The sequence below is a fragment of the Bradyrhizobium sp. USDA 4354 genome (genome assembly GCF_054060315.1).
Window position 1 is genome coordinate 6,744,411 of the sequence record NZ_JBSSDC010000001.1, and the last position, 23,976, is coordinate 6,768,386.

A 23,976-nucleotide genomic window follows, 5' to 3' on the forward strand; every position below is an offset into this window, starting at 1 on the left:
GGGGCTCGAAATTTGCGGCGATCAGCGTGACTTGAACGCAACATGCAGAGCCGAACCTGACGAACTCTCTACCTTGGCGCGAGACAATGAATCGCGGATCGATACACTGGCGTTTGGTTGCCGGAGGACAAGCAGATGATTCAGTGCATATCCGAACCCAAGTCTCATTGCCTTATTCGCGCAACGATCGTCGTGGCTGTGGCATTGGCCGGATTTGTGTCCGACGCTGCCTATGCAGATGAGGACGGTGTTTCGTACTGGCTTCCGGGGCGCTTCAGCAGCCTTGCGGCGGTCCCTGCGGTTCCTGGCTGGTCAATGGCCGAGGTCTACTATCACACCAGCGTCTCGGCCTTCGGTAGCGCCGCGGCGGCAAGAGAAATTCGTGTCGGCCGAATCCCCGCCAACATTAATGTCGATTTGAATCTGCGCTTGAACGCGCAGGGCGACCTTCTCCTGCTCAACCCAACCTACACGTTCGCGACGCCGGTGCTCGGCGGACAATTGGCGATCGGCATCACCGGCTTGTTTGGCCGATCCGCCGCAACGCTCGACGGAACGCTGACAGCGGCGGTCGGGCCATTTGCGACAACCCGCACGGGTACGCTCTCCGATTCAGTCACCTCGGTCGGCGATCTGTATCCGCAGGTGACGCTGAAGTGGAACGCCGGCGTCCACAATTTCATGACCTATTTGACCAGCGATATTCCGGTCGGCGCCTACTCGGCAACCCGTCTTGCCAACCTTGGCATCGGTCACGGCGCGATCGACGGCGGCGGCGGCTACACCTACTTCAATGAGAAGTTGGGGCACGAATTTTCGGCAGTCGCCGGGTTCACTTACAATTTCAAGAACCCTGACACGCAATACCAAAGCGGCACCGATTTCCACATCGATTGGGGTGCTTCGCAGTTTCTTTCGAAGCAGCTCTTCGTCGGGCTGGTCGGCTACTACTATCAACAGATCACGGACGATTTTGGTCAGCCCCCGATCCTGGGTGGTTTCCGGTCGCGCGTGGTGGGAGCCGGTCCTCAGATCGGATACCTGTTTCCGGTCGGCGACTGGCAGGGATATTTGAACTTGAAGGGCTATGGCGAGTTCGCCGCAGAAAATCGGCCGGCTGGCTGGAATACGTGGCTGACGTTCTCGATCTCACCGATGGCGCCCACCAGCACCGTCGCGCCGACGAAGCACGTCATCACGAAGTGACGGGCGTTCACGATGACGGCCGAGGCGTGGCGGCTGCCTGGCGGCTCGCGCCAGACCATCTGCCGCCGGCGTTCCCGACAAGAAAATCTGCAAGGCCGTGTCGGATCGACAACTTCCCCGCCGTCCTTGTGACATGAATGGGCCATAGACGCCGAACTCGGGCCCATCAATCACTGAGGATAACAACCATGCCCAATACCATCCGTCTGCACCGCGTTCTCGCCACCAGCCCGGAGAAGGTCTATCGCGCCTTCCTGGAGGCTGATGCGATGGCGAAATGGCTTCCGCCGAACGGCTTCACCTGCACCGTGCATCATCTCGAGCCCAAGGTCGGGGGCACATTCAAGATGTCGTTCCGGAATTTCACCACGGGCAACGGCCATTCGTTCGGCGGCGAATATGTCGAGCTCGTGCCCGGCGAGCGCCTGCGCTACACCGACAAGTTCGACGATCCCAACCTGCCTGGTATGATCGAGGTGACCGTGAACCTGAAGAAGGTCTCGGTCGGCACCGAGATCGACATCACGCAAGCCGGCATTCCCGACGTCATCCCGCCGGAGGCCTGTTATCTCGGCTGGCAGGAATCGCTGCGGAATCTGGCGAAGCTGGTCGAGCCCGAGATCAACCAGTAGCGGTAAAACCAGCATCGCAGGGTGGGCAAAGCGTAGCGTGCCCACCAATGCGCTCTCAACCTCGGAAAGATGGTGGGCACGGCGCTCCGCGCCTTTGCCCACCCTGCGGCACTGTCCGATCGGATGCGCGAATCTATCCACCTCGTCATTGCGAGCGCAGCGAAGCAATCCAGAGTCTCTCCGCAGAACGATTCTGGATTGCTTCGCTGCGCTCGCAATGACGGAGAGTGAGGAACCGAGAGAACAACCCGCATCGAGTCTGTCGATCGCTACAGAGCCCGATTGAACTGCGGCTGCCGACGAAGCAGGTCGCCCGGCCGATTGCGAACGATCGTCACGCGCCCACCTTCGGCGCAAGCCCGCCGCTGGCGGTCCATCGGTCCGGATCGGGACTGTGTCCGATCAGCGCCAGGCCATAGGCGATCGACTCGAACTGGTCGCCTGACATCAGCCGCTCGTTGCCGAAGCGCTCGGCGAACAGCTTTCGGACGGCGGGCACGAAGGATGTGCCGCCGGTCAAAAAGACCTTCTCCACCTCGCGCGCGGTGATGCCGGCCTCGGCCAGCACCTTGTCGACGGTCGCACCCAACCGGGCGATATCGTCGGCGATCCAGGATTCAAAGTTCTTCCGCGTAATGGCCGCGCCGATGTCGACGCCGCCACCCTTGAAGCGGAAGTCTGTCTCGTCCTGCGCCGACAACGCGACCTTGGCATCGGACACCGCGCGGTACAGCGCAAAACCGAGATCGAGATCGACGATGGTGATGAAATCCTCGAGCAGATCCGGCTGCAGCGCGGTACGCGCCAGCTCGCGGAGCTCGCGCAGATCGCCGTTGCTCTTCATCATCGCGAGCTGATGCCAGCGCGCGAGGTTGGTGTAGTGGCCGCTGGGGACCGGCAATACCTTGTCGAAGGAGCGGAAGCTGGATCCCTTGCCGAGCCGCGGCGAGACGACGTGGTCGACAATGCGATAGTCGAACGTGTCGCCGGCAATGCCGATGCCGGCATGTCCGAGCGGCTCGGCGCGAAGCGTGCCGCCCGCGCGGGAGAACCGCATCACCGAGAAGTCGCTGGTGCCGCCCCCGAAGTCCGCAACCAGAACGGTGGCATCGCGCTCCAGCCTGCGGGCGAAGGAGAACGCCGCGCCAACGGGCTCGTAGACATAGCGCGCGTGGCCGGCACCGAGCCGCTCGAACGCGGCCCGGTAGCGCTGCATTGCCAGCACCTCGTCGGGATTGCCGCCGGCAAAGCGCACGGGGCGGCCGACCGTGATGTTGGAGGTCTCGAAGCCGAACCTGTCGCCGCCATGGCGCGCCAGCGTGCGCAGGAACGCCGCCAGAATATCCTCGAACTTGTAGCGCTGCCGGAAGACCTGGGTGGTGTTGAAGCTGCTGCTCGCTGCAAACGTCTTGAATGACTGCAGGAAGCGGTAGACGTGGCGCCCTTCGAGGAACTGCTCGATCGCCCACGGGCCGCCTTCGGCCTGGGCGCCGGCGCCCGGCCGGTCCTCCCAGAAGCAGAGGGCCGACACGTAGACGCTGTGGCGCCGTCCGCCGTGGTCGAAGCGGATGGCCTCGACCCGGCGGTCGTCCGCCGCGAGGGCTACGACCGTATTGCTGGTGCCAAAATCGATGCCGATCGAGACGGCGGGCGAGGCGCTCGACATGAACCACTCTGACGGATGATTGGAAAGGGGGCAGAGCACTAACGGCTTTGCCGTCCCCTTGCAAGACCTGGTCCGAGATGATCGAGCCCGGACCTCACGCCGAGTGTCTGGTATGCATGTCGATCAGTTGGACTGATCGCCTCGACGCCAGGCCGGAAACGGATCGGCGAGAGCGGACCATGCGGCGATGTCCATGGTGGACGTTTCCTGGACAAGACATGCGTCCAGCCTGCGGCGAATCTCGGCTTCGTCGATGTCGGTGCCGATGAACACGATCTCCTGGCGACGATCGCCGTACACCTTGTCCCAATACTGGCCGAGCCGCTTGCGCCAGGCCTCATCGTTCGGCCACCGCTCCTTTGGAACGCTCGCCCACCAGAAACCCAGCGCTTCGGTCCTCACGATCGCTCCCGCCTGGCTGATCTCGCCGAGCCATTGCGGCCTCGTCGCCAGCCAGAAATGACCCTTCGCCCGGATCACGCCCGGCCAGGATTCCTTGACGAACTTGTCGAACTTCGACGGATCGAACGGCCGGCGGGCGCGGTAGACGAAGTTCTTCACGCCATATTCCTGCGTTTCAGGCACATGGTCGGCGAAACCATAGAGCTCCTTGTACCAGAGCGGATGCTGCTGGGCCTTCTCGAAGTCGAACCGGCCGGTGTTGAGCACGCGGTCGAAGGGCACGCGGCTATGATTGGCCTCGATGATGTCGGCTTCGGGATTCAACGAGCGGATGATCTGCCGCGCCGCCTCGCGCTGTTGCGGCGAGGCATCGTCCACCTTGTTGAGGACGATCACGTCGGCGAACTCGATCTGCTCCACGAGGAGGTTGACCAGCGTCCGCTTGTCGCCGTCCAGCGCCTCGCTGCGCTCGCCGAGGAACTCGGTCGAGGAATAGTCCTTCAGCAGGTTGGCGGCGTCGACCACCGTCACCATCGTGTCCAGGTGGGCGACGTCGGAGAGGCTTTCGCCCTCTTCCGAGCGGAAATCGAACGTCGCTGCGACCGGGAGCGGCTCCGAAATGCCCGTCGATTCGATCAGCAGATAATCGAAGCGCCCGCTTTCGGCGAGCGCACGTACCTCCCTCAGGAGATCGTCGCGCAGGGTGCAGCAGATGCAGCCGTTGGTCATCTCCACCAGTTTCTCGTCAGTCCGCGAGAGGTTGGCACCACCATCGCGAACCAGGTCCGCATCGATGTTCACCTCGCTCATATCGTTCACGATCACCGCCACTTTCAGGCCGTGCCGATTGTTCAGGACGTGGTTCAGCAAAGTGGTCTTTCCAGCCCCGAGGAAGCCGGACAAGACGGTGACGGGGAGTTTGGGCATGGAGATCGAACAGCCTTTTGAGCGGGATAGGTCGAGGACGGCGAGACACGGCATCTCACTATGTAATGTTATAACATTACATTCTCTGTTCGACACGCCGTGTCAAGGCGCCGTGCCTGCCCGAGGAAGGGCTCAACGCCTATGCCGCAATGCGGAAGAACGAATGCTGCTATGCAAACAAGAGCATGGACACTGGCATCTGGTATACATAGTTTGTTCCCAGAAATGAGACAGCAAGACTGACTGTCTTGAGAAAGGGATTTCCGATGTCCAAGACTGCTTCCGTTGCCCTCGTCCCCTCCTCCTCGCTGTTCGCCCGCCTGATGGCCGCGGTCGACAGCTTCCTGATGGTGAGCGCCGAAATCTCGAATCGCAACGGCGACTTGCCGCGTTTCGGCCTGTAAGAGGGTCTGTTTCGCCCGCCGAACCGCAGGCTGGCAGATCCGCAGAACGCCAGGTTTGATCAAATGGCCCCGCTCGTCGGGGCCATTTTCTTGTCGTGTCCATGTCCGGCTCGCGACCACAACTGCGACGATTGGTCCGCCGACATGACCCACCGAGCCGATTGTTTGTTTGCTGGCATCTCGCATACCATTCGCCAACCAAGAACTATTTTGCACATCAAAGTATAAGACGGGGAAACGATAGCGCAGGACGGGAACAGCCGAGGAGGACGCGTGCCCGCGAACCTTGGCGGAACCTTAGCCGAAAGGAGCGGATGTCGCGCGTTGTCCCTGCTCATAGAGTTTCTACCGGGACTGCCATGGGAGAATCGACCGCAAGGGTGACCCCAGGCATGTGACTCAAGATGGGCTGAGCAAGCCGACAAAGAGCGGCTGCGTTAGGTTTCGACAGGGAGAGAAACAAGATGAAGCCATTCGTTCTGAATGTCGCTTTGGCGGCAATCGTGTTGTCGTGCGCCAACGGCACCGCAAGTCGTGCCGCCTGGGAGCCGGTTCGTCCGGTCGAGTTCATCGTGCCCGCGGGCACCGGCGGCGGCGCCGATCAGATGGCACGCACCATTCAGGGCATCGTCACCAAGCACAGTCTGATGAAGCAGCCGCTGGTCGTCATCAACAAGGCCGGCGGCGCGGGCGGTGAAGGCTTCCTCGATGTGAAGACGTCGTCGGGCAATCCGCACAAGATCATCATCACGCTCTCGAACCTGTTCACGACGCCGCTGGCGACTGGGATTCCTTTCAACTGGAAGGATCTGACTCCGGTCGCGATGCTGGCGCTCGACGAATTCGTGCTGTGGGTGAATGCCGAGAAGCCGTACAGCTCCGTCAAGGACTACGTCGATGCTGCGAAGAAGGCCCCAAGCGGCTCGTTCAAGATGGGCGGCACCGGCTCCAAGCAGGAAGACCAGATCATCACGGTCGGCATCGAGAAGGCGATCGACGCGAAGTTCACTTACATCCCTTACAAGGGCGGCGGCGAAGTCGCCGTCCAGCTCGTCGGCAATCACGTCGATTCGACCGTCAACAATCCGATCGAGGCGGTCGCGCAATGGCGCGGCGGCAAGCTCCGTCCGCTCTGCGTCTTCGACGCCCAGCCGATGGCCTATGACGAGCCGATCGCGGAAGGCAAGGCCTGGAAGGATATTCCGACCTGCAAGTCGCAGGGTCTTGCGATGGAATATCTCATGCTGCGCGGCATCTTCATGTCGCCCAAGGCCACGAAGGACCAGGTCGAATACTATGTCGAGCTGTTCAAGAAGGTGCGCGCCACGCCGGAATGGCAGGAGTTCATGAAGAGCGGCGCTTTCAACACCACCTTCCTGACTGGAGCCGACTACGCCAAATGGATCGAGGCGGAGGAGAAGCGCCACGAAGGCTTGATGAAGGAAGCCGGCTTCCTCGCATCGGGGAATTGAGCCACGACATTGGTGCCGGCTGAGGACGACGGTCGTCTTCCCGCTTGCCGCGACCGCGAAACATTGCGTTTCCGCCTGGAGGCCTCATGACTGAACGATCCGGATCCGAATCCGGCCCCGCACACAAGACGCTGGAAATCGGCATGGCGCTGCTGATCGGCGTGTTCGGCCTCATCGTGATCTTCGGCAGCCTGAAGGCCGGCATCAACTGGGGCGCGGAGGGGCCGCGCGCCGGCTTCTTTCCCTTTTACATCGGCGCCGCAATCGTCGGTGCGAGCGCCATCAATCTTTGGCATGCGCGGCGCGACGACGATGGCCGGCTGTTCGCCGAATGGGGACAGCTGCGTCAGGTCATGAGCGTCGTCGTGCCGACCGCGATCTATGTCGGCTCAATGCCGTTCATCGGCCTCTACGTCTCCTCGATGGTGTTCATCGCCTGGTTCATGCGCTGGCTCGGCGGCTATCGCTGGCTGACGACCATCGCAATCGCGGTCGGCATGCCGGTCCTGACTTATCTCGTTTTCGAGCGCTGGTTCCTGGTCCCGCTTCCCAAGGGTCCGCTCGAGGAATGGCTCGGCCTCTAAGGGGCTTAGCCTGTAAGAGCTGCGCCGTCATTTTCCGTTACTGCTGCAGGACGTATCGATATGGAAGAGTTGGCCAATCTGTTTCACGGCTTTGCGGTCGCCCTGCAGCCCTACAACATCATGCTGATGGTCATCGGCATCACGCTCGGCGTCATCATCGGCGTGCTGCCGGGGTTAGGGGGCGCCAACGGCGTCGCCATCCTGCTTCCACTGACCTTCAGCATGCCGCCGACATCGGCGATCATCATGCTGTCCTGCATCTATTGGGGCGCATTGTTCGGCGGCGCCATCACCTCGATCCTCTTCAACATACCCGGCGAGCCCTGGTCCGTGGCGACCACCTTCGACGGCTATCCGATGGCGCAACAGGGCAAGCCCGGCGAAGCCCTGACCGCCGCCTTCACCTCCTCCTTCGTGGGAGCGCTGTTCGCCGTCATCATGATCACGCTGGTTGCGCCCCTCGTCGCGGGCTTCGCGCTGCGATTTGGCCCCGCGGAGAAGTTCGCGGTGTACTTCCTCGCCTTCTGCTCCTTCGTCGGCCTCAGCAAGGAGCCGCCGTTCAAGACCATCGCGGCGATGATGATGGGCTTCGCGCTCGCGGCGGTCGGCCTCGATTCGATCACGGGACAGTTGCGGCTGACCTTCGGTGTCACCGAGCTGCTCAACGGATTCGACTTCCTGATCGCCGTGATCGGCCTGTTCGGCATCGGCGAGATCCTGCTGACCATGGAGGAAGGGCTGGCGTTCCGCGGCGGCAACGCCACCATCAACCTTCGCGTGGTCCTTCAGACCTGGCGGGAGTTGCCGGCCTATTGGATGACCTCGCTGCGCTCCTGCCTGATCGGATGCTGGATGGGCGTCACGCCCGCCGGCGCAACGCCGGCCTCGTTCATGAGCTACGGCATCGCCAAGCGCCTGGCGCGACGCGGCAACAATTTCGGCAAGGGCGAGATCGAGGGCGTGATCGCGCCGGAGACGGCCGCGCATGCCGCGGGCACCTCCGCGCTGCTGCCGATGCTCTCGCTCGGCGTTCCGGGCTCTCCGACCGCCGCCGTCCTGCTCGGCGGATTGTTGATCTGGGGCCTGCAGCCCGGTCCCATGCTGTTCGTCGAGCAGAAGGAATTCGTCTGGGGCCTGATTGCCTCGATGTATCTCGGCAACCTCGCCGGCCTCATCGTCGTGCTCACCTGCGTGCCGATATTCGCCGCGATCCTGCGCGTGCCCTTCGGCATCATCGCGCCGCTCATCCTGGTGCTGTGCGCGATCGGCGCCTATTCGGTGCACAACAGCACCTTCGACGTGATGCTGATGCTGGTGTTCGGCGTGCTCGGCTATCTCCTGAAGAAGTGCAACTATCCGCTCGCCCCGCTGGTGCTCGCCATCGTGCTCGGCGACAAGGCCGAGGAAGCCTTCCGCCAATCGCTGCTGGGATCGCAGGGCTCGCTCGGCGTGTTCTTCTCCAACGGCCTCGTCAGCACGATCATGGCGCTCGGTCTGGTCGCCCTGTTCTGGTCCGCGATCCAGGAAGGCTACAGCCGGTTGCGCACGTCGGTGGCGTGAGGCGCGAGGCGGCGCAATTCGCACCGCCTTCGACGCCAAATTGCCGCAGGCCGGACTTCTGGAATATAGAATTCCAGAAATCACGTGGTCGCCCGCCGACCGCGCGCCGGTCCGCGTGAACAGTGCGCGCGCGAAAAATCCTCAAGCGCGGGACTTTCTTCAGGGTGCGAGCGGCCTCGCCGCAGCACAGGAAAAGTAATTTAAAATCAAAAGCTTGAATGAACGAGCCTCACGTGTCGCCGGCACACTGGCGGCGATTTGGGCTTTACAAGCTCCCGCTCGTGGCGCATGTGGAATAGCCGCGCTATTTCGCCGCACCCTCCAGTCCCTCGCTTGAATGTTGGCATAATGCATACCAGGATGCGCACCAGCGCATGCATAACAATGATCGGCGCGTTCGGGAGGGTTTTTAATGACGGACATGGTGCAGTCGGCCGCGGCCCCTAGTGTCGCACGTGTGAGCGATGCTTATCGCTGGGCGCAATTGGCCATCGGCGTAGGCGCGATGGTGATGATCGCCAACTACCAATATGGCTGGACGTTCTTCGTCCCTGACATCCAGAAGACGTTCGGCTGGGATCGCGCGTCGATCCAATGGGCCTTCACTCTGTTCGTGCTGTTCGAGACCTGGCTGGTGCCGGTCGAAGGATGGTTCGTCGACAAATACGGCCCGCGCATCGTGGTGCTGGTCGGCGGCGTGCTCTGCGCCATCGGCTGGGCGATCAACGCGCAGGCCACCTCGCTCAACGGGTACTATCTCGGCATGATCATCGCCGGCATCGGCGCCGGCGGCGTCTACGGCACCTGCGTCGGCAACGCGCTGAAGTGGTTTCCGGACAAGCGCGGTCTTGCCGCGGGCATCACGGCGGCGGGCTTCGGTGCGGGCTCCGCGCTGACCGTCGCGCCGATCCAGGCCATGATCAAGGACAGTGGTTTCCAGACCACCTTCCTCTATTTCGGCCTCGGACAAGGCATCATCATCTGCATCCTCGCCTTCTTCCTGCTGTCGCCGAAGGCTGGCCAGGTGCCGAACGTCGTCGCGAACGCCAACCTGCTGCAGACCCGCCGCAACTATCAGCCGACCGAGGTGCTGCGTCAGCCGATCTTCTGGCTGATGTACTTCATGTTCGTGATCGTCGGTGCCGGCGGCTTGATGGTGACGGCGAACCTGAAGCCGATCGCAGCCGACTGGAAGGTCGACAACGTGCCGGTCACGCTGATGGCGGTGACGATGACGGCGGTGACCTTCGCGGCCACGATCGACCGCGTGCTCAACGGCCTGACGCGTCCGTTCTTCGGCTGGATCTCCGACATGATCGGCCGCGAGAACACGATGTTCATCGCCTTCGGCATGGAAGGGCTCGGCATCTGGATGCTCTACCTCTGGGGCCACGACCCGATCTGGTTCGTGCTGCTCTCGGGTTTCGTGTTCTTCGCCTGGGGTGAGATCTACTCGCTATTCCCCTCGACCTGCACCGACACGTTCGGCGCCAAGTTCGCGACCACCAATGCCGGCCTGCTCTACACTGCAAAGGGCACCGCCGCGCTGCTGGTCCCGATCGGCAACTACATGCAGCAATCGTCGGGCACATGGGACAGCGTGTTCATCATCGCGGCCGGCGCCAACATCCTGGCTTCGCTGCTGGCGATCGCGGTGCTCAAGCCCTGGCGCAAGGTCGTGGTGGCCAAATCGACCATCTGACACGCTCCATCACAGCTCTTCATGGTGCAGACGCCCGGCCTCACGGCCGGGCGTTTTCGTTTGGTGCGAAGGTCCTGCGTTCCTGCGAGCTCAGGGCAGAACCGCGCGCATTTTGTTGAATGCGGAGCCAAGATAGGGCTTGCAATCTGGGATATGGTATACCAACCTCCGCCTCGCGCCTGCGACGATAAGCCACAATATTTGCGACATCAGGTCATCTTGGCAATCTGATGTACGACCAAACAGGCGCGTTGGGAGGTTCTTGATGATTTCCAGCCCGGATGGCGCCGTCACCGCCGCGCCGCTTCGCACCGGTTTCCGCTGGCTCCAGCTCGGCATGGGCATCGTCTGCATGGCGATGATCGCCAATTTGCAATATGGCTGGACGCTGTTCGTCGATCCGATCGACGCCGCCCACCATTGGGGGCGCGCCGCGATCCAGCTTGCCTTCACCGTCTTCGTTGTCACCGAGACCTGGCTGGTGCCGATCGAGGCCTGGTTCGTCGACAAATACGGCCCGCGCATCGTCGTCATGTTCGGCGGCGTGATGATCGCGCTGTCCTGGATTCTCAACTCCTATGCCGACAGTCTCACTTTGCTCTACGCGGCCGCGATAATCGGCGGCATGGGCGCGGGCGCGGTGTACGGCACCTGCGTCGGCAACGCGCTGAAATGGTTTCCCGACCGCCGGGGCCTTGCCGCCGGCGCGACCGCGGCCGGCTTTGGCGCGGGCGCCGCGCTCACCATCGTGCCGATCGCGACCATGATCGCATCGACTGGCTATCAGCACGCCTTCTTCACCTTCGGCATCGGCCAGGGCCTGATCGTGTTCGTGCTCGCCTTCTTCATCCAGCCGCCGCGGCTCTCGATCCCGCCGAAGAAGAAGCAGCTCAACCTGCCGCAGACCAAGATCGACTTCACCCCGCCGCAGGTGCTGCGCAGCCCTATTTTCTGGGTGATGTATCTCGTCTTCGTCATGGTCGCGTCCGGCGGCCTGATGACCGCGGCGCAGATCGGCCCGATCGCGCACGACTTCAAGATCGCCGACACCCCGGTCACGCTCGCCGGCTTCCAGATGGCGGCGCTGACCTTTGCGATCTCGCTCGACCGCATCCTCGATGGATTCGGACGTCCCCTCTTCGGCTGGGTCTCCGACACGATCGGCCGGGAGCCCACCATGTTCATCGCCTTCGGCACCGCCGCCTTGATGCTGCTGACGCTGTCGGCCTATGGCCACGTGCCTGTTGTCTTCGTGCTGGCGACCGCCATCTATTTCGGCGTGTTCGGCGAGATCTACTCGCTGTTCCCCGCGACCTGCGGCGACACCTTCGGTGCGAAGTTCGCAACCACCAACAACGGCATGCTCTACACCGCGAAGGGCACGGCCTCCCTGCTCGTCCCGCTCGCGAGCGTGATCTCGACCGCCTATGGCTGGAAGGCCGTGTTCGTGGTGGCGGTGGCACTGAACGCAACGGCGGCGCTGACGGCGCTGTTCGTGATCAAGCCGATGCGCCGCTCCTTCATCCTCGGCAAGGAAGCCGAGAGCGCGAACACCGCGACCGGCAATGCCAAGACCACTGCAAAGACCGAGACGGCGTAGCCGCCGCTTACATTGCAGGGATCGACAGGGGGCGCAGCGATGCGCCCTTTTTTTCCGAACGCGGCAAACGTCAGTATCCCTGTCGCAAGATCTTTCGGATCGCCCAAAACCAGCGCTTGACGATTGGCATTATGTATACCACACTTCTCGCAACATTCACCCAGGGAGGTTGCAATGCTGGTCGGAGACATTCTGCGCAAGAAGACGCCGCGCGTTGTCACGGTGCGGATGAACGAAACGGTGGGTATCGCCGCCAAGCTGATGCGCGCCAACAACATCAGCGCTCTCGTGGTCAAGGACGTGGTCCGCTCCGAGGGCAATACCGCCGTCGGCATGTTCACCGAGCGCGACGTGGTGCGCGCCGTCGCCGAGCACGGCGCGAATGCCGTCAACGTCAAGGTCTCGCAGCTCATCTCGGTGCAGCAGCTGGTGTCCTGCAGCTCCAGCGATACGATCGAGCAGGTCCGGCATTTGATGAACCGGCATCACATCCGCCATTTGCCTGTCATCGACGATTACAGCCTCGTCTCCGTCATCAGCATGCGCGACATCGCAGCTGCCATGGACGAGGCCATCAACGGCAAGCCGCAAGCCGCAGCCTAAAGCGACGCACACTTCCCCTGTGACTACCGGCCGGCTCGGATACGTTCGAGCCGGACCGGATCTTTCGTCCAAAATTCCGGTCTCCCGCGAGGATTTCATGAAGATCTGCATCTACGGCGCCGGCGCGATCGGCGGATATCTCGGGGTTCAGCTTGCGCGCGCAGGCGCCGATGTCAGCCTGGTCGCGCGTGGCGCGCACCTCGCGGCCATGCGCGAGCGCGGCCTGACGCTGCTTGCGGGCGAGGAGAAGCACACCGTGCATCCGCGCTGCACCGACGATCCCGCCGAGCTCGGCGTGCAGGACTACATCATCATCACGCTGAAGGCGCATTCGATCACCGGCGTGATCGAGAAGATGCAGCCGCTGCTCGGGCCTCACACCCGCATCATCACCGCCGTCAACGGCATCCCCTATTGGTACTTCTACAAGCACGGCGGCCAATACGAGAATTCGACGCTGGAGAGCATCGACCCCGGCGGGCGGCAGTGGCGCGAGATGGGCGCCGAGCGCGCCATCGGCTGCATCGTCTATCCCGCCACCGAGATCGAGGCGCCCGGCGTGATCCGCCACGTCTACGGCAACAATTTTCCGCTCGGCGAGCCCTCCGGCGAGAGCTCCTCGGACGTACAGCGCCTCGCCGACCTCTTCGTCGCGGCCGGCCTGAAAGCTCCCGTGCTCGACCGCATCCGCGACGAGATCTGGCTGAAACTCTGGGGCAATGTCTGCTTCAACCCGATCAGCGCCCTGACCCACGCCACGCTCGACGTGATCTGCACCGATCCGGCCACGCGCGCGCTGTCGCGTGCGATCATGGTGGAGACGCAAGCGATCGCCGAGACCTTCGGCGTCAAGTTCCGCGTCGACGTCGAGCGCCGCATCGAGGGCGCCAGAAAGGTCGGCGCCCACAAGACCTCGATGCTGCAGGATCTCGAGCGCGGCCGCCCGATGGAGATCGACCCGCTCGTCACCGTGGTGCAGGAGATGGGCCGCCTTACGGGGATCGCCACGCCCGCACTCGATTCAGTGTTGGCGATGGTGACCCAGCGCGCCCGCATGGCCGGCCTCTATGACGGGATCTCGACGCCATCAGATCCGCGCGCACTGGCGGTGGCGTGATGGGGAGCGAGATGAAGAAGTGGCTTCGCTTCCGGCACGCCGGCACGACCGGCTTCGGCATGCTGACGGCATCAGGCATCAGCGTGCACGAGGGCGAGATGTTTGGCCGCAACGCCGCTACCGGCAAGACGCTCGCACTGTCGGAGGTCGAGCTGCTCGCGCCCTGCGCGCCCAGCAAGATCGTCGCGCTCTGGAACAATTTTCACGCGCTCGCAGCCAAGCTGAACCAGCCCGAGCCGCCGGAGCCGCTGTATCTGCTGAAGGCCACCACCACCATCACGACGCCCGGCGCCGTGATCCGCCGTCCCTCTTATTACGACGGCAAGACCACCTATGAGGGCGAGCTCGGCATCGTCATCGGCAAGACCTGCGCGCGTGTCTCGCCTGGCGAAGCCGACAGCTTCATCTTCGGCTATACCTGCGTCAACGACATCACCGCCAACGACATCCTGACCAGCGACCCCACCTTCCCGCAATGGGCCCGCGCCAAGGGCATCGACGATTACGGCCCGTTCGGTCCCGTGATCGCGACCGGCCTCGATCCGGCCAAGCTCACGGTCCGCACCATCCTCAATGGCGCCGAGCGGCAGAAGTATCCGATCTCCGACATGATCTTCAGCGCGCAGGAGCTGGTCAGCAGGATCTCCCACGACATGACCCTGCTCCCCGGCGACCTCATCGCCGTCGGCACCTCCGTCGGTGTCGGCGTGATGAAGGAGCCCGTCAACACCGTGACGGTGGCGATCGACGGCGTCGGCGAATTGACCAATGAGTTTCGGCTGTAGCCGTCCCGCAGCGCAGCAAAATTGATCCCGCGCAAATCGAGCGCCGCGGCCACCGCTATCCTTCCCTGCAAGACATCGGTTTCTGATGCATAGGGAGGACGCCATGACGAATGCCGGTAATGCACTTTTGTGGACGGCCCTGTACTTCGCTCTGTCGTTCGCGGCGATTTTCGTAGTGTGGTTCGCCGACAAGATGCGTTCGAACTTGCTCGGGAAACGATAGTCCGAGGCGCACTGGTCCGTGACGCTGGCGGTTGGCCCTGGTCCAAGCGGGCCGCCGCAGATACGCGCACGTCACCTCGCGCTTGTCCGCAGCGCCTTGCGCTGATGGAATCCCGGTGCCGCGCGAACGGACGATCCGCAAAGCCCCTACGAAATCGCAGACGTCACGCGCCCCGAAACATCCAGACACATCACATCTGCGCGCGCCAGACATATGCCGCCAACATGTCCCGGGCGCGCCGCAACTTGGACGCATTCGGCCGCCCTTCTGTGAGGCGTGTCTGGGGGCACGGCACTGCCGTGTTTGGACCAAACCTTCTAGGGGTATGACTGTGAAGAAGATTGTAATTGCTCTGGGTGCCACGCTTGCTCTGGTGACGGCCGCGAACGCTGCGGATTTGCCGCGCCGCCAGCCCGTGCCGGTTTATCCGGGCGAGCAGGCGCCGATCGGCAAGATGCCGATTGGCAAGAGCCCGGTTGGAAAGGCCCCGATCGGCAAGGCGCCCGGCCCGGTCGCAGCGCGCTACTGACGCGCAATACGAATCTGCATAAGCGGCCGAGAGTCGAGGGCACAGCGTGACGTACAAACCTGATCGATCGGGATCCTGCATCCTCGCAGGCTTCGCGCTCGCGGCCATGATCGCATGCACGATGCCCTCGGCCTCGGCCCACGAGGCGAACAAGCGCGTTGCCGACGGCAACGCGCTTGCCACGACCGACACCGCATCACGACCGGCGCCGCAAGCAACGCGGCGTCCGCTCGCGCGTGCGGAGAAGGGTCCCTACTACGTCGACTTCCGCGCCCGCACGGCCGCGAGCTGGGGCCATGCCTTCGTGTGGTACGGCAAGACCAGCGAGAAGGCGGTCGAGGTCGCGGGCCTCACGCCGGCGGGCGACACGCTCGCTTATGTGCTCGGTCACATCACCTTTGTGCCATCCGAGACCGGCGCCAGCTACGGCGATCTCGATCCGGAATATCTGACCGCGAGCTACCGCGTCTATCTCAACGAGGCCGACGCCAAGCGCGTGTTCGCCTATATCAAGAAATTGCAGACAAACTCGCCGGTGTGGAACGCCGAGACCATCAACTGCACCGGCTTCATCGGCGACATCGCCGAGTTCATGGGATTGCAGGTCCCCAACCGCTGGCAGCGCCCGGAAAACTTCGTCAACCGCCTCAAGGAAATGAATGGCGGCCGGCAAATGGTGCGGCTGTCGGCCGACTAGCCGAAGCCCGGCAGCCTCGCCCCTGCCTCCCCCATCATTGCGGATTGATTGTCCGTGCCCCGGACGCAGCGCAGCGTCTCTTCGACGGTGCGCTGCAGAGCCGGGGCCCATCTTTCAGGAGCATCCGCGGATGCATGGATCCCGGCTCAGCGCCGCAACGTGAAGAACGTTGCAGCGCGTCCGGGACACGAGGCCGAGTGGCGCCGTCACATGCGGACCCACCCAATTATCCGCCCCGCGGAATCCCCGCACCCCTCGCATGATCGCTCTGCCAGCTCGCGCAATAGACATTTCTCGACCCCGGCGGCATCCTGCCGCCTCGACCGACAACAGAGCGCCGCACCGGCCGGGGGAAACAGATCATGTTGCAGACACGGTTCACCAAGCTCGTCGGCGTCCAGCACCCGATCGTTCAGGGCGGCATGCAATGGGTCGGACGGGCCGAGCTGGTCGCGGCAGTCGCCAATGCCGGCGCACTCGGCTTCATCACCGCGCTGACCCAGCCGACGCCGGAGGACCTCACCAAGGAGATCGCGCGCTGCCGCGACCTCACCGACAAGCCGTTCGGCGTCAACCTCACCATCCTGCCTGCGATCAAGCCGCCGCCTTACGCCGAATACCGTGCCGCCATCATCGAGAGCGGCATCAAGGTGGTCGAGACCGCCGGCAACAAGCCGCAGGAGCATGTCGACGAGTTCAGGAAGCACGGCGTCAAGGTCGTGCACAAATGCACCAGCGTCCGTCACGCGCTCTCGGCCGAGCGCATGGGCGTCGACGCCATCTCAATTGACGGGTTCGAATGCGCCGGTCACCCCGGCGAAGACGATACGCCCGGCCTGATCCTGATCCCGGCCGCCGCCAACAAGATCAAGATCCCGATGATCGCCTCGGGCGGCTTTGCCGATGCCCGCGGCCTCGTCGCGGCGCTAGCGCTGGGGGCCGACGGCATCAACATGGGCACCCGCTTCATGGCCACCAAAGAAAGCCCGATCCACCAGTCCATCAAGGAGAAGATCGTCGCCAATGACGAGCGCGAGACCGAGCTGATCTTCCGCACCATGCGCAACACTTCGCGCGTCGCGAAGAACGCGATCTCGACCAAGGTCGTCGCGATGGAAAAGGAAGGCGCCAAGTTCGAGGACATCCGCGAGCTGGTTGCCGGCGCCCGCGGCAAGATGGTCTATGCCACCGGCAATTCCGACGAGGGCATCTGGTCGGCCGGCCAGGTGCAGGGCCTCATCCAGGACATCCCGAGCTGCGCCGAGCTCGTCTCCCGCATCGTGCGCGAGGCGGAGGCGATCATCCGCGGCCGGCTGGAGGGAATGATCGCAGGCCCTGCGGCGCAGGCGGCTGAATGATCACCGATGTGATTTGAACACAAGGCAGCGAAGAAGGGCACCGCTCTTCATCTACAAACTCAATTGAGCCCGAGGTAACGCATGAAGGCCTACGTCTACAGCCCTGAAGGCGCGAGGATTTCTGACGTCGCTCGACCAAAACCGAAAGGCACGCAGGTGCTGGTTCGCGTGCGCGCCTGCGGTCTGAACCGCGCCGACACCGGCATGCGCAAGGGCCACGCGCATGGCGCGGCCGGCGGGGTCGGCACCGTGCTCGGCATGGAATGGGCCGGCGAAGTCGCCGAGCTCGGGCCGGATGCCAAAGACGTCAAGGTCGGCGACCGCATCATGGGCTCGGGCGGCGCGGCGTTTGCCGAATATACGCTGGCCGATCACGGCCGGCTGTTCCACGCACCCTCGAACATGAATTTCGAGGAGGCCGCCACCCTCCCCGTCGCGCTCGCGACCATGCACAACGCCGTCGTCACCGTCGGTGGGGTGCAGGCGGGCCAGAGCGTGCTGATCCAGGGCGCCAGCTCCGGCGTCGGCCTGATGGCGATGCAGATCGCCAGGCTCAAGGGCGCTAGGCTCGTGATCGGCTCTTCGACCGACACCTATCGCCGCGGCCGGCTGAAGGAATATGGCGCCGACCTCGCCGTCGACAGCTCCGACCCGAAACGGGTCGACGAGGTGCTGAAGGCGACGAGCGGCGAAGGCGTCGATCTCATCGTCGACCAGGTCTCCGGCAAGGTCGCGAGCCAGAACCTCGCCGCGACGAAGATCAAGGGCCGCATCGTCAATGTCGGCCGGCTCGGCGGCACCCATGCCGATTTCAACTTCGACCTGCATGCGGCCCGCCGCATCGATTATGTCGGCGTCACCTTCCGTACCCGCACCATCGAGGAGGTCCGCGATATCTTTGCCGAAGTCCGCAAGGACATCTGGGGCGCGGTGGAAGCGCGCAAGCTGCAGCTGCCGGTCGACAAGGTGTTCGCGTTCGACGACATCGATCAGGCGTTCGAGCACATGGAGGCGAACAAGCATCTGGGGAAGATCGTGGTGACGCTATAGGGGCCACCGTCATTCCGGGGCGGTCCGCAGGACCGAACCCGGAATCTCGAGATTCCGGGTTCGCCTTCGGCGCCCCGGAATGACGGTCCCGTAGGGTGGGCAAAGCGAAGCGTGCCCACGATGTGTATCCATCGCGGACGAATGGTGGGCACGGCGCTAACGCGCCTTGCCCACCCTACCGGGCCGGAGCAAGGCGTAGAACGCTCCTGCAACTCACTTGCGACTAGAGCTGTGGATCGCCGCTTGATGTTCACCCCCGCCCTGCTAAATCCCCGCCATGACCTCCCAGCACGACAAGACCTCGGTCGCGGCCATCTCGATCTTCGCCAGCGGCGGCATGGCGGCGGCCAAGTTCGTGGTCGGGATCGCGATCGGCTCGCTGGCGCTGATCTCCGAGGCCCTGCATTCCTCGATCGACCTGGTCGCGACCATCATCACCTGGGCGGTGGTGCGGGTGTCCGACAAGCCGGCGGACGAGGAGCACCATTACGGCCACGGCAAGCTGGAAAGCATCTCCGCGCTCGGCGTCACCGCCCTGCTCTACGTGCTCGCCGGCGGCATCCTGGTCGAGGCCTATAGCCGGCTGAGCGAGGGAACCCCGCCGCCGACCATTTCGGCCGTGCCTTTCGTGGTGCTGGTGATCGACATCGCCGTCAATCTCTGGCGTGCCCGCGCGCTGCACCGCGCCGCGCGGGAGACCAGGAGCCAGGCGCTGGCGGCGGATGCGCTGCATTTCGCCTCCGACGTGATGGGCTCGTTCGCCGTGATCGTGGGCCTGATCCTCGCTGGGCTCGGATTCTGGTGGGGCGACGCGGCCGCGGCCGCCGCGGTTGCCGTGATGATCGCGGCTCTCGGCCTGCGCATGGCCGGCTCGACCGTGCAGACGCTGGTCGATCGCGCTCCCGAAGGCGCGCAAGAGAAGGCCACCGCCGCGATCCGCGGCGTACCGGGGGTGATCGACGTCGACCGGCTGCGCGTGCGCATGGTCGGAGCGACCACGTTCATCGACACCATCGCGAAGGTGCCGCGGACCTATCCGATCGACCGCGTCGAGGACATCAAGCGCAACGCGCAGGCCGCGGTCGCCAAGGCCTTCGGCGATGCCGACCTCACTTTCGCTGCGGTGCCTGTCGCGCGCGACAACGAGACCGTGCGCGACCGCATCATGGTGATCGCGCGCAATTCCGCGCTCGCCGTCCATCACGTCACGGTGCACGATCTCGGCGCCAAGCTGATCGTCAGCATCGACCTCGAGGTCGACGCCGACATGCGGCTCGAGTCCGCCCACGACATCGCCAACACGCTGGAGCGCAACATCCAGGAGGAGTTCGGCGAGGACGTCGAGGTCGACGTTCACATCGAGCCGTTGGAACCGGAACTGCCGTTCGGCGTCGATGCCACGCCTGAGAGGGTGCAGACCATCGCTGCCGCGCTGGCCGAATTCGCCGGCGAAGGCGAGATCCACGACATCCATAATGTGCGCGTCCGCAACACCGACGCCGGCGAGATCGTCAATTTCCACTGCCGCGCGGCGCCGTCGATGAGCGTGATCAAGGTGCACGAGCGTGTGGACGCGATCGAGCGCGCATTGCGGCGTGCGTTCCCGAGCGTGAAGCGCGTCATCAGTCACGCCGAACCGCCGCGTGTGTGATGAGAATGTGGGGAGAGTCGCACGTTCTCGTTTCGGACTCGTTGCGCCCGTGGGTTTGCGGACACCCGATGCACAAACTGCGCGTTGGATAAGAATAATTTCGCGTTAACGATTCGTTGACTCTCGACAGCCCGAGAAAACTGGATTCAAATCAGTGTGATTCGGAAGCGACGTGGGGCTGCTTCCGGACTTCAGTTGCAAGCAGGTTTTCAGGGGGCCGAAGGCATGTCGCGCGCAGACGCCGCGAGCGCGTGCGTCCAATCCGATTCGATCAAGGGATTGGCGCAATCGATCGCGAAACCTGCCTATCACCGGCTCCTGATCGCCGAGCCGGCGCTGCGCCGCGCCGTGCCGACGCTCATCATCGCCTTCCTGATCACGATCTGCCTCGGTGCGTTCGTGCAGGTGGTCGATCAGACGCGCCAGAAGCGGTTGGTGATCCGCCACGACATTTCGGCACTCGCCGACCTGCTCGCCGAGCGCATCGACCGCCTCACCTCGGTGCGGCAGGAGCGGCTCAAGAACATCGAGAGCCTGCCCGCGCTGTTGCCGGATCTCATTCCGTCCTGGGCCACGGCCCCGGGACGCCACGTCATCGTCACCTCGGCCGGCATTGACCGCCGCGTCCTCGCCCGCATCCCGATCGACAGCGACCCTGTCGGCAACGACCGGCTGCTCGATGCGATCACGACGGCACAATTGCTCGCGGCGCCGACGCGCGACGGCACCGTCTCCGACATGACGCTGCCGAGCGGCAACGCCGCGATGGCGACCTCACGGCAGATCAAGTCACTGCCTGGCTTCGTCACCGTGATCCAGGAGCGCAACGAGCCGATCTGGGGCTCGGACGCCGCGCTCTCGGTGACGCTGTCGGCGACCACCGGTTTCGTCGTCCTGATCCTCGGCTTCGCCTTCCACTGGCAGTCGACCCGCGCTCGCGAAGGCGATCTCATCAACGACGCCGTGCGCGGCCGGATCGACACCGCGCTCAACCGCGGCCGCTGCGGGCTGTGGGACTGGGACCTGTCGCGCGGCCGGATCTTCTGGTCGCAGTCGATGTTCTCGATGCTCGGTCTCGACGGCCGTCACGAACTCCTCACCTTCGGCGAGGTCAACGCGCTGGTGAAGTCCGACGATATCGATCTGTTCGCGATCGCCGACCAGCTCATCTCCGAGAAGATCGACCACATCGACCAGACCTTCCGCATGCAGCATGTCGACGGCCACTGGATCTGGCTCCGCGTCCGCTGCGAGAAGACGCGCGGGGCGACCGATTCCAGCGTGCACCTGATCGGGATCGCCGTCGACATCACCGAGCAGAAGAGCCTCGCCGAAAAGACCGTGGAAGCCGACCTCCGCCTGCGCGACGCGATCGAGACCATTCCGGAAGCCTTCGTGCTGTGGGACGCGAGCGACCGCCTGGTGCTCTGCAACTCGCACTTCCAGCGACTGCACAAGCTGCCCGACAGCGCGGTCATCCCCGGCACCTCCTACGAGACCGTGCTCGAGGTCGGCCGCATGCCGGAGGTGCGCACCCGCCACAACGAGACCGCGGCCCAAGGCCCGGGCGCGCGCACCTTCGAGGCGCAGCTGGACGACGGCAGCTGGCTGCACATCAGCGAGCGCCGCACCAAGGACGGCGGCTACGTCTCGGTCGGAACCGACATCACCCGCATCAAGGAGCACGAGCAGAAGCTGGTCGACAACGATCTGCGCCTGCGTGCCACCGTCATCGACCTCAAGCGCTCGCAGGCCGCGCTGGAGCGCCAGGCGGTCGAGCTCGCCGACCTCGCCGAGAAGTACCAGCGCGAGAAGACCCGCGCCGAGGAAGCCAACCAGACCAAGTCGAAATTCCTCGCCAATATGAGCCACGAGCTGCGCACGCCGCTCAACGCCATCATCGGCTTCTCCGAGATCATGGGCTCGGGCATGTTCGGCGAGCTCGGAAGCGAGAAGTACCAGGAATACTGCCAGGACATCCTGACCAGCGGCCACTATCTGCTCGAGGTCATCAACGACATCCTCGACATGTCCAAGATCGAAGCCGGCCGCATGAAGCTCGACATGGAAGAGCTCGACCTCTCGAAGACGCTCGCGGAATCCTTGCGGGTCGTCACCGGCCGGGCGCAGGACAAGCAGCTGACGCTCGACGCCGACATCGCAAAATCCATCTCGGTCGTCGCCGACCGCCGCGCCACCAAGCAGATCATCGTCAACCTGCTCTCCAACGCCGTGAAGTTCACGCCCGACGGCGGACGCGTCGTGGTGCGCAGCCGACAGCTCGACGACAGGATCGTGCTGATGATCGCCGACACCGGCATCGGCATCGCGCCGCATTCGCTGGCGCGGCTCGGGCGCCCGTTCGAGCAGGTCGAGAGCCAGCTCACCAAGACCTATCACGGCTCGGGCCTCGGCCTCGCCATCGCCCGCTCGCTGGCGCAGCTCCACGGCGGCTCGATGCGGCTGCGCTCGAAGATCGATATCGGCACCGTCGTCCGCGTGACGCTGCCGCGCGATGCGGTGAAGGCGGCGGGCGGCATACCGGCCGCGGCTTGAGGCGGCGTGGGCTACGTGCCTGCGGCCATCCTTCGAGACGCCCGCTTGCGGCGGGCCCTCAGGATGAGGGTGGCGTGCGCGGCAACAGTTTCAAAGGAGTTCGGTGGCGCTGAGCCTCCTCCTGAGGAGACCGCGAAGCGGTCGTCTCGAAGGACGAGGCGCTTGCTCGAATCTACAATTGCAGCTTCGGCGCCACTTCCCGCGCCACATTGACCAGCGCGGCGATCAGCGGCGTCATCGGATCGCGCTGCGGAATCACCAGGCCGATGCTGTAATTGACGTCGGGATCGACGATTGGAATCGAGCGGACGGTATCGGACAGGCCGAGCGTCTCGGCGAGCTTGGCCGGCATCACGCTGGCCCAGCGTCCCGTCTTCACATGCGTGAACAGCACCAGCAGTGAGTTCGAGGTCAGCGTCGGCGTCGCCTCCGCGCCGACCGAGCGCAACGCGCGGTCGATGATGCGGCGGTTCTGCATGTCGGGCGTCAGCAGGCACAGCGGCACCTGCCCGACCTCCTTCCAGGTCACCGTCTCGCGGTCGCCGAACATCGCGTCGGGCGCGGTCAGCAGGCGGTAGCTCTCGTTGTAGAGCGGGATGGTGCGCACCTTGCCGATCGGCTCGTTCTCGATGTAGGTCAGCCCCGCATCCACCTCGAGATTTTCGAGCAGCCCCAGCACCTCGGATGAGGTGGTAGACTGGATGCGGAAGCGCACCTCGGGATGTTTGGCGCGAAACGGCGTCGTCAGCGCGGCGACCATGCCGAGCACGGTCGGGATCGCCGCGATGCGGATCTCGCCGGAGAGCTGATGCTTCAGCCCGTTGATCTCATCGCGCATCGCGCGGGCATCGCCCACGATCCGCCGCGCCCAGTCGAGCGCCCGCTCGCCTTCGGGGGTGAATCCCTGAAAGCGTGAGCCGCGTTGGACCAGCATCACGCCGAGGATCTCCTCGAGCTGCTTGAGCCCGGTCGACATCGTCGGCTGCGTCACGCCGCAAGCCTCCGCCGCGCGTCCGAAATGCCGCTCCTTCGCCAGCGCCAGCAACAGTTCAAGCTTGTCGATCAACCGGTTGTCCCCTCGGATTCTGTGGTGGCATGCAAGCTAGCATGCCCACCCTTTCCCAACACGCAAAAACCGCCTGCCGGAGCGGCTTAATTGCAATTTGAAATCGAATGATCACGCCTACCAATCGATCTGAATTCGCAATCGCAGCACGGGACAGCTTTATTGATCTTCGAATGATTCCAAATA

At 63.9% G+C, this 23,976-nt stretch carries 20 protein-coding genes; 17 read left to right on the forward strand and 3 right to left on the reverse strand.

Going from position 1 to position 23,976, the window contains the following annotated elements:
- Positions 1-135 precede the first annotated feature (135 nt).
- Positions 136-1,206: a SphA family protein gene (locus ACVIIV_RS31470; protein WP_456748872.1), complete on the forward strand. Its 1,071-nt coding sequence runs from the start codon at positions 136-138 to the stop codon at positions 1,204-1,206.
- A gap of 188 nt (positions 1,207-1,394) precedes the next feature.
- Positions 1,395-1,838 carry an SRPBCC family protein gene (locus ACVIIV_RS31475; RefSeq protein ID WP_456747654.1) on the forward strand — a complete coding sequence of 148 codons (444 nt, stop codon included), beginning with the start codon at positions 1,395-1,397 and terminating at the stop codon, positions 1,836-1,838.
- Between the two features lie 334 nt (positions 1,839-2,172).
- On the opposite strand, the gene ACVIIV_RS31480 is transcribed toward ACVIIV_RS31475, so the two are convergent.
- Both ACVIIV_RS31480 and zigA read right to left on the reverse strand, forming a co-directional pair.
- Entirely contained in the window at positions 2,173-3,504 is a 1,332-nt protein-coding gene (locus ACVIIV_RS31480; protein ID WP_456747655.1) for an Hsp70 family protein, read from the reverse strand.
- 123 nt (positions 3,505-3,627) lie between these two features.
- The gene (zigA, locus tag ACVIIV_RS31485) at positions 3,628-4,833 is read right to left on the reverse strand and encodes a zinc metallochaperone GTPase ZigA (RefSeq protein ID WP_456748873.1); all 1,206 of its coding nucleotides are present in this window, start codon (positions 4,831-4,833) and stop codon (positions 3,628-3,630) included.
- Between the two features lie 266 nt (positions 4,834-5,099).
- On the opposite strand from zigA, the gene ACVIIV_RS31490 reads away from it, so the two are divergent.
- The 15 genes from ACVIIV_RS31490 to ACVIIV_RS31560 all read left to right on the forward strand — a co-directional run bounded on the left by ACVIIV_RS31490 (position 5,100) and on the right by ACVIIV_RS31560 (position 22,724).
- Positions 5,100-5,237, forward strand: a complete 138-nt coding sequence (locus ACVIIV_RS31490; RefSeq protein WP_456747656.1) for a hypothetical protein — start codon at positions 5,100-5,102, stop codon at positions 5,235-5,237.
- A 464-nt stretch (positions 5,238-5,701) separates the two neighbouring features.
- Positions 5,702-6,709 carry a Bug family tripartite tricarboxylate transporter substrate binding protein gene (locus ACVIIV_RS31495; RefSeq protein ID WP_456747657.1) on the forward strand — a complete coding sequence of 336 codons (1,008 nt, stop codon included), beginning with the start codon at positions 5,702-5,704 and terminating at the stop codon, positions 6,707-6,709.
- A gap of 86 nt (positions 6,710-6,795) precedes the next feature.
- A complete protein-coding gene (locus tag ACVIIV_RS31500) occupies positions 6,796-7,293 on the forward strand; it encodes a tripartite tricarboxylate transporter TctB family protein (RefSeq protein ID WP_456747658.1) in 498 nt (165 codons plus the stop codon).
- A 60-nt stretch (positions 7,294-7,353) separates the two neighbouring features.
- A complete protein-coding gene (locus tag ACVIIV_RS31505; RefSeq protein WP_456747659.1) occupies positions 7,354-8,853 on the forward strand; it encodes a tripartite tricarboxylate transporter permease in 1,500 nt (499 codons plus the stop codon).
- Between the two features lie 412 nt (positions 8,854-9,265).
- Positions 9,266-10,555: an oxalate/formate MFS antiporter gene (gene oxlT / locus ACVIIV_RS31510; RefSeq protein WP_456747660.1), complete on the forward strand. Its 1,290-nt coding sequence runs from the start codon at positions 9,266-9,268 to the stop codon at positions 10,553-10,555.
- Positions 10,556-10,820: 265 nt separating this feature from the next.
- Positions 10,821-12,155 carry an oxalate/formate MFS antiporter gene (gene oxlT / locus ACVIIV_RS31515; RefSeq protein ID WP_456747661.1) on the forward strand — a complete coding sequence of 445 codons (1,335 nt, stop codon included), beginning with the start codon at positions 10,821-10,823 and terminating at the stop codon, positions 12,153-12,155.
- Between the two features lie 174 nt (positions 12,156-12,329).
- Positions 12,330-12,758, forward strand: a complete 429-nt coding sequence (locus ACVIIV_RS31520) for a CBS domain-containing protein (protein ID WP_456747662.1) — start codon at positions 12,330-12,332, stop codon at positions 12,756-12,758.
- A 97-nt stretch (positions 12,759-12,855) separates the two neighbouring features.
- Entirely contained in the window at positions 12,856-13,875 is a 1,020-nt protein-coding gene (locus tag ACVIIV_RS31525) for a 2-dehydropantoate 2-reductase (RefSeq protein WP_456747663.1), read from the forward strand.
- An 11-nt stretch (positions 13,876-13,886) separates the two neighbouring features.
- A complete protein-coding gene (locus ACVIIV_RS31530) occupies positions 13,887-14,660 on the forward strand; it encodes a fumarylacetoacetate hydrolase family protein (RefSeq protein ID WP_456747664.1) in 774 nt (257 codons plus the stop codon).
- Between the two features lie 548 nt (positions 14,661-15,208).
- On the forward strand, positions 15,209-15,412 hold the full coding sequence (locus ACVIIV_RS31535) for a hypothetical protein (RefSeq protein ID WP_036017107.1): 204 nt from the start codon (positions 15,209-15,211) through the stop codon (positions 15,410-15,412).
- A gap of 46 nt (positions 15,413-15,458) precedes the next feature.
- Positions 15,459-16,109, forward strand: a complete 651-nt coding sequence (locus ACVIIV_RS31540; RefSeq protein WP_456747665.1) for a hypothetical protein — start codon at positions 15,459-15,461, stop codon at positions 16,107-16,109.
- 362 nt (positions 16,110-16,471) lie between these two features.
- A complete protein-coding gene (locus ACVIIV_RS31545) occupies positions 16,472-17,467 on the forward strand; it encodes an NAD(P)H-dependent flavin oxidoreductase (RefSeq protein ID WP_456747666.1) in 996 nt (331 codons plus the stop codon).
- Positions 17,468-17,548: 81 nt separating this feature from the next.
- The gene (locus ACVIIV_RS31550) at positions 17,549-18,517 is read left to right on the forward strand and encodes a zinc-binding dehydrogenase (RefSeq protein ID WP_456747667.1); all 969 of its coding nucleotides are present in this window, start codon (positions 17,549-17,551) and stop codon (positions 18,515-18,517) included.
- Positions 18,518-18,794: 277 nt separating this feature from the next.
- On the forward strand, positions 18,795-20,168 hold the full coding sequence (locus tag ACVIIV_RS31555; protein ID WP_456747668.1) for a cation diffusion facilitator family transporter: 1,374 nt from the start codon (positions 18,795-18,797) through the stop codon (positions 20,166-20,168).
- A gap of 225 nt (positions 20,169-20,393) precedes the next feature.
- Complete coding sequence (locus ACVIIV_RS31560) at positions 20,394-22,724, forward strand: PAS domain-containing sensor histidine kinase (RefSeq protein WP_456747669.1); 2,331 nt, start codon at positions 20,394-20,396, stop codon at positions 22,722-22,724.
- Positions 22,725-22,896: 172 nt separating this feature from the next.
- On the opposite strand, the gene ACVIIV_RS31565 is transcribed toward ACVIIV_RS31560, so the two are convergent.
- A complete protein-coding gene (locus ACVIIV_RS31565; RefSeq protein ID WP_456747670.1) occupies positions 22,897-23,790 on the reverse strand; it encodes a LysR family transcriptional regulator in 894 nt (297 codons plus the stop codon).
- Positions 23,791-23,976: the final 186 nt, after the last annotated feature.

Coding starts and splice junctions, on each gene's coding strand:
- ACVIIV_RS31470 (WP_456748872.1), top strand. CDS start 136: ATGATTCAGTGCATATCCGAACCCAAGTCTCATTGCCTTATTCGCGCA.
- ACVIIV_RS31475 (WP_456747654.1), top strand. CDS start 1,395: ATGCCCAATACCATCCGTCTGCACCGCGTTCTCGCCACCAGCCCGGAG.
- ACVIIV_RS31480 (WP_456747655.1), bottom strand. CDS start 3,504: ATGTCGAGCGCCTCGCCCGCCGTCTCGATCGGCATCGATTTTGGCACC.
- zigA (WP_456748873.1), bottom strand. CDS start 4,833: ATGCCCAAACTCCCCGTCACCGTCTTGTCCGGCTTCCTCGGGGCTGGA.
- ACVIIV_RS31490 (WP_456747656.1), top strand. CDS start 5,100: ATGTCCAAGACTGCTTCCGTTGCCCTCGTCCCCTCCTCCTCGCTGTTC.
- ACVIIV_RS31495 (WP_456747657.1), top strand. CDS start 5,702: ATGAAGCCATTCGTTCTGAATGTCGCTTTGGCGGCAATCGTGTTGTCG.
- ACVIIV_RS31500 (WP_456747658.1), top strand. CDS start 6,796: ATGACTGAACGATCCGGATCCGAATCCGGCCCCGCACACAAGACGCTG.
- ACVIIV_RS31505 (WP_456747659.1), top strand. CDS start 7,354: ATGGAAGAGTTGGCCAATCTGTTTCACGGCTTTGCGGTCGCCCTGCAG.
- oxlT (WP_456747660.1), top strand. CDS start 9,266: ATGACGGACATGGTGCAGTCGGCCGCGGCCCCTAGTGTCGCACGTGTG.
- oxlT (WP_456747661.1), top strand. CDS start 10,821: ATGATTTCCAGCCCGGATGGCGCCGTCACCGCCGCGCCGCTTCGCACC.
- ACVIIV_RS31520 (WP_456747662.1), top strand. CDS start 12,330: ATGCTGGTCGGAGACATTCTGCGCAAGAAGACGCCGCGCGTTGTCACG.
- ACVIIV_RS31525 (WP_456747663.1), top strand. CDS start 12,856: ATGAAGATCTGCATCTACGGCGCCGGCGCGATCGGCGGATATCTCGGG.
- ACVIIV_RS31530 (WP_456747664.1), top strand. CDS start 13,887: ATGAAGAAGTGGCTTCGCTTCCGGCACGCCGGCACGACCGGCTTCGGC.
- ACVIIV_RS31535 (WP_036017107.1), top strand. CDS start 15,209: ATGACTGTGAAGAAGATTGTAATTGCTCTGGGTGCCACGCTTGCTCTG.
- ACVIIV_RS31545 (WP_456747666.1), top strand. CDS start 16,472: ATGTTGCAGACACGGTTCACCAAGCTCGTCGGCGTCCAGCACCCGATC.
- ACVIIV_RS31550 (WP_456747667.1), top strand. CDS start 17,549: ATGAAGGCCTACGTCTACAGCCCTGAAGGCGCGAGGATTTCTGACGTC.
- ACVIIV_RS31555 (WP_456747668.1), top strand. CDS start 18,795: ATGACCTCCCAGCACGACAAGACCTCGGTCGCGGCCATCTCGATCTTC.
- ACVIIV_RS31560 (WP_456747669.1), top strand. CDS start 20,394: ATGTCGCGCGCAGACGCCGCGAGCGCGTGCGTCCAATCCGATTCGATC.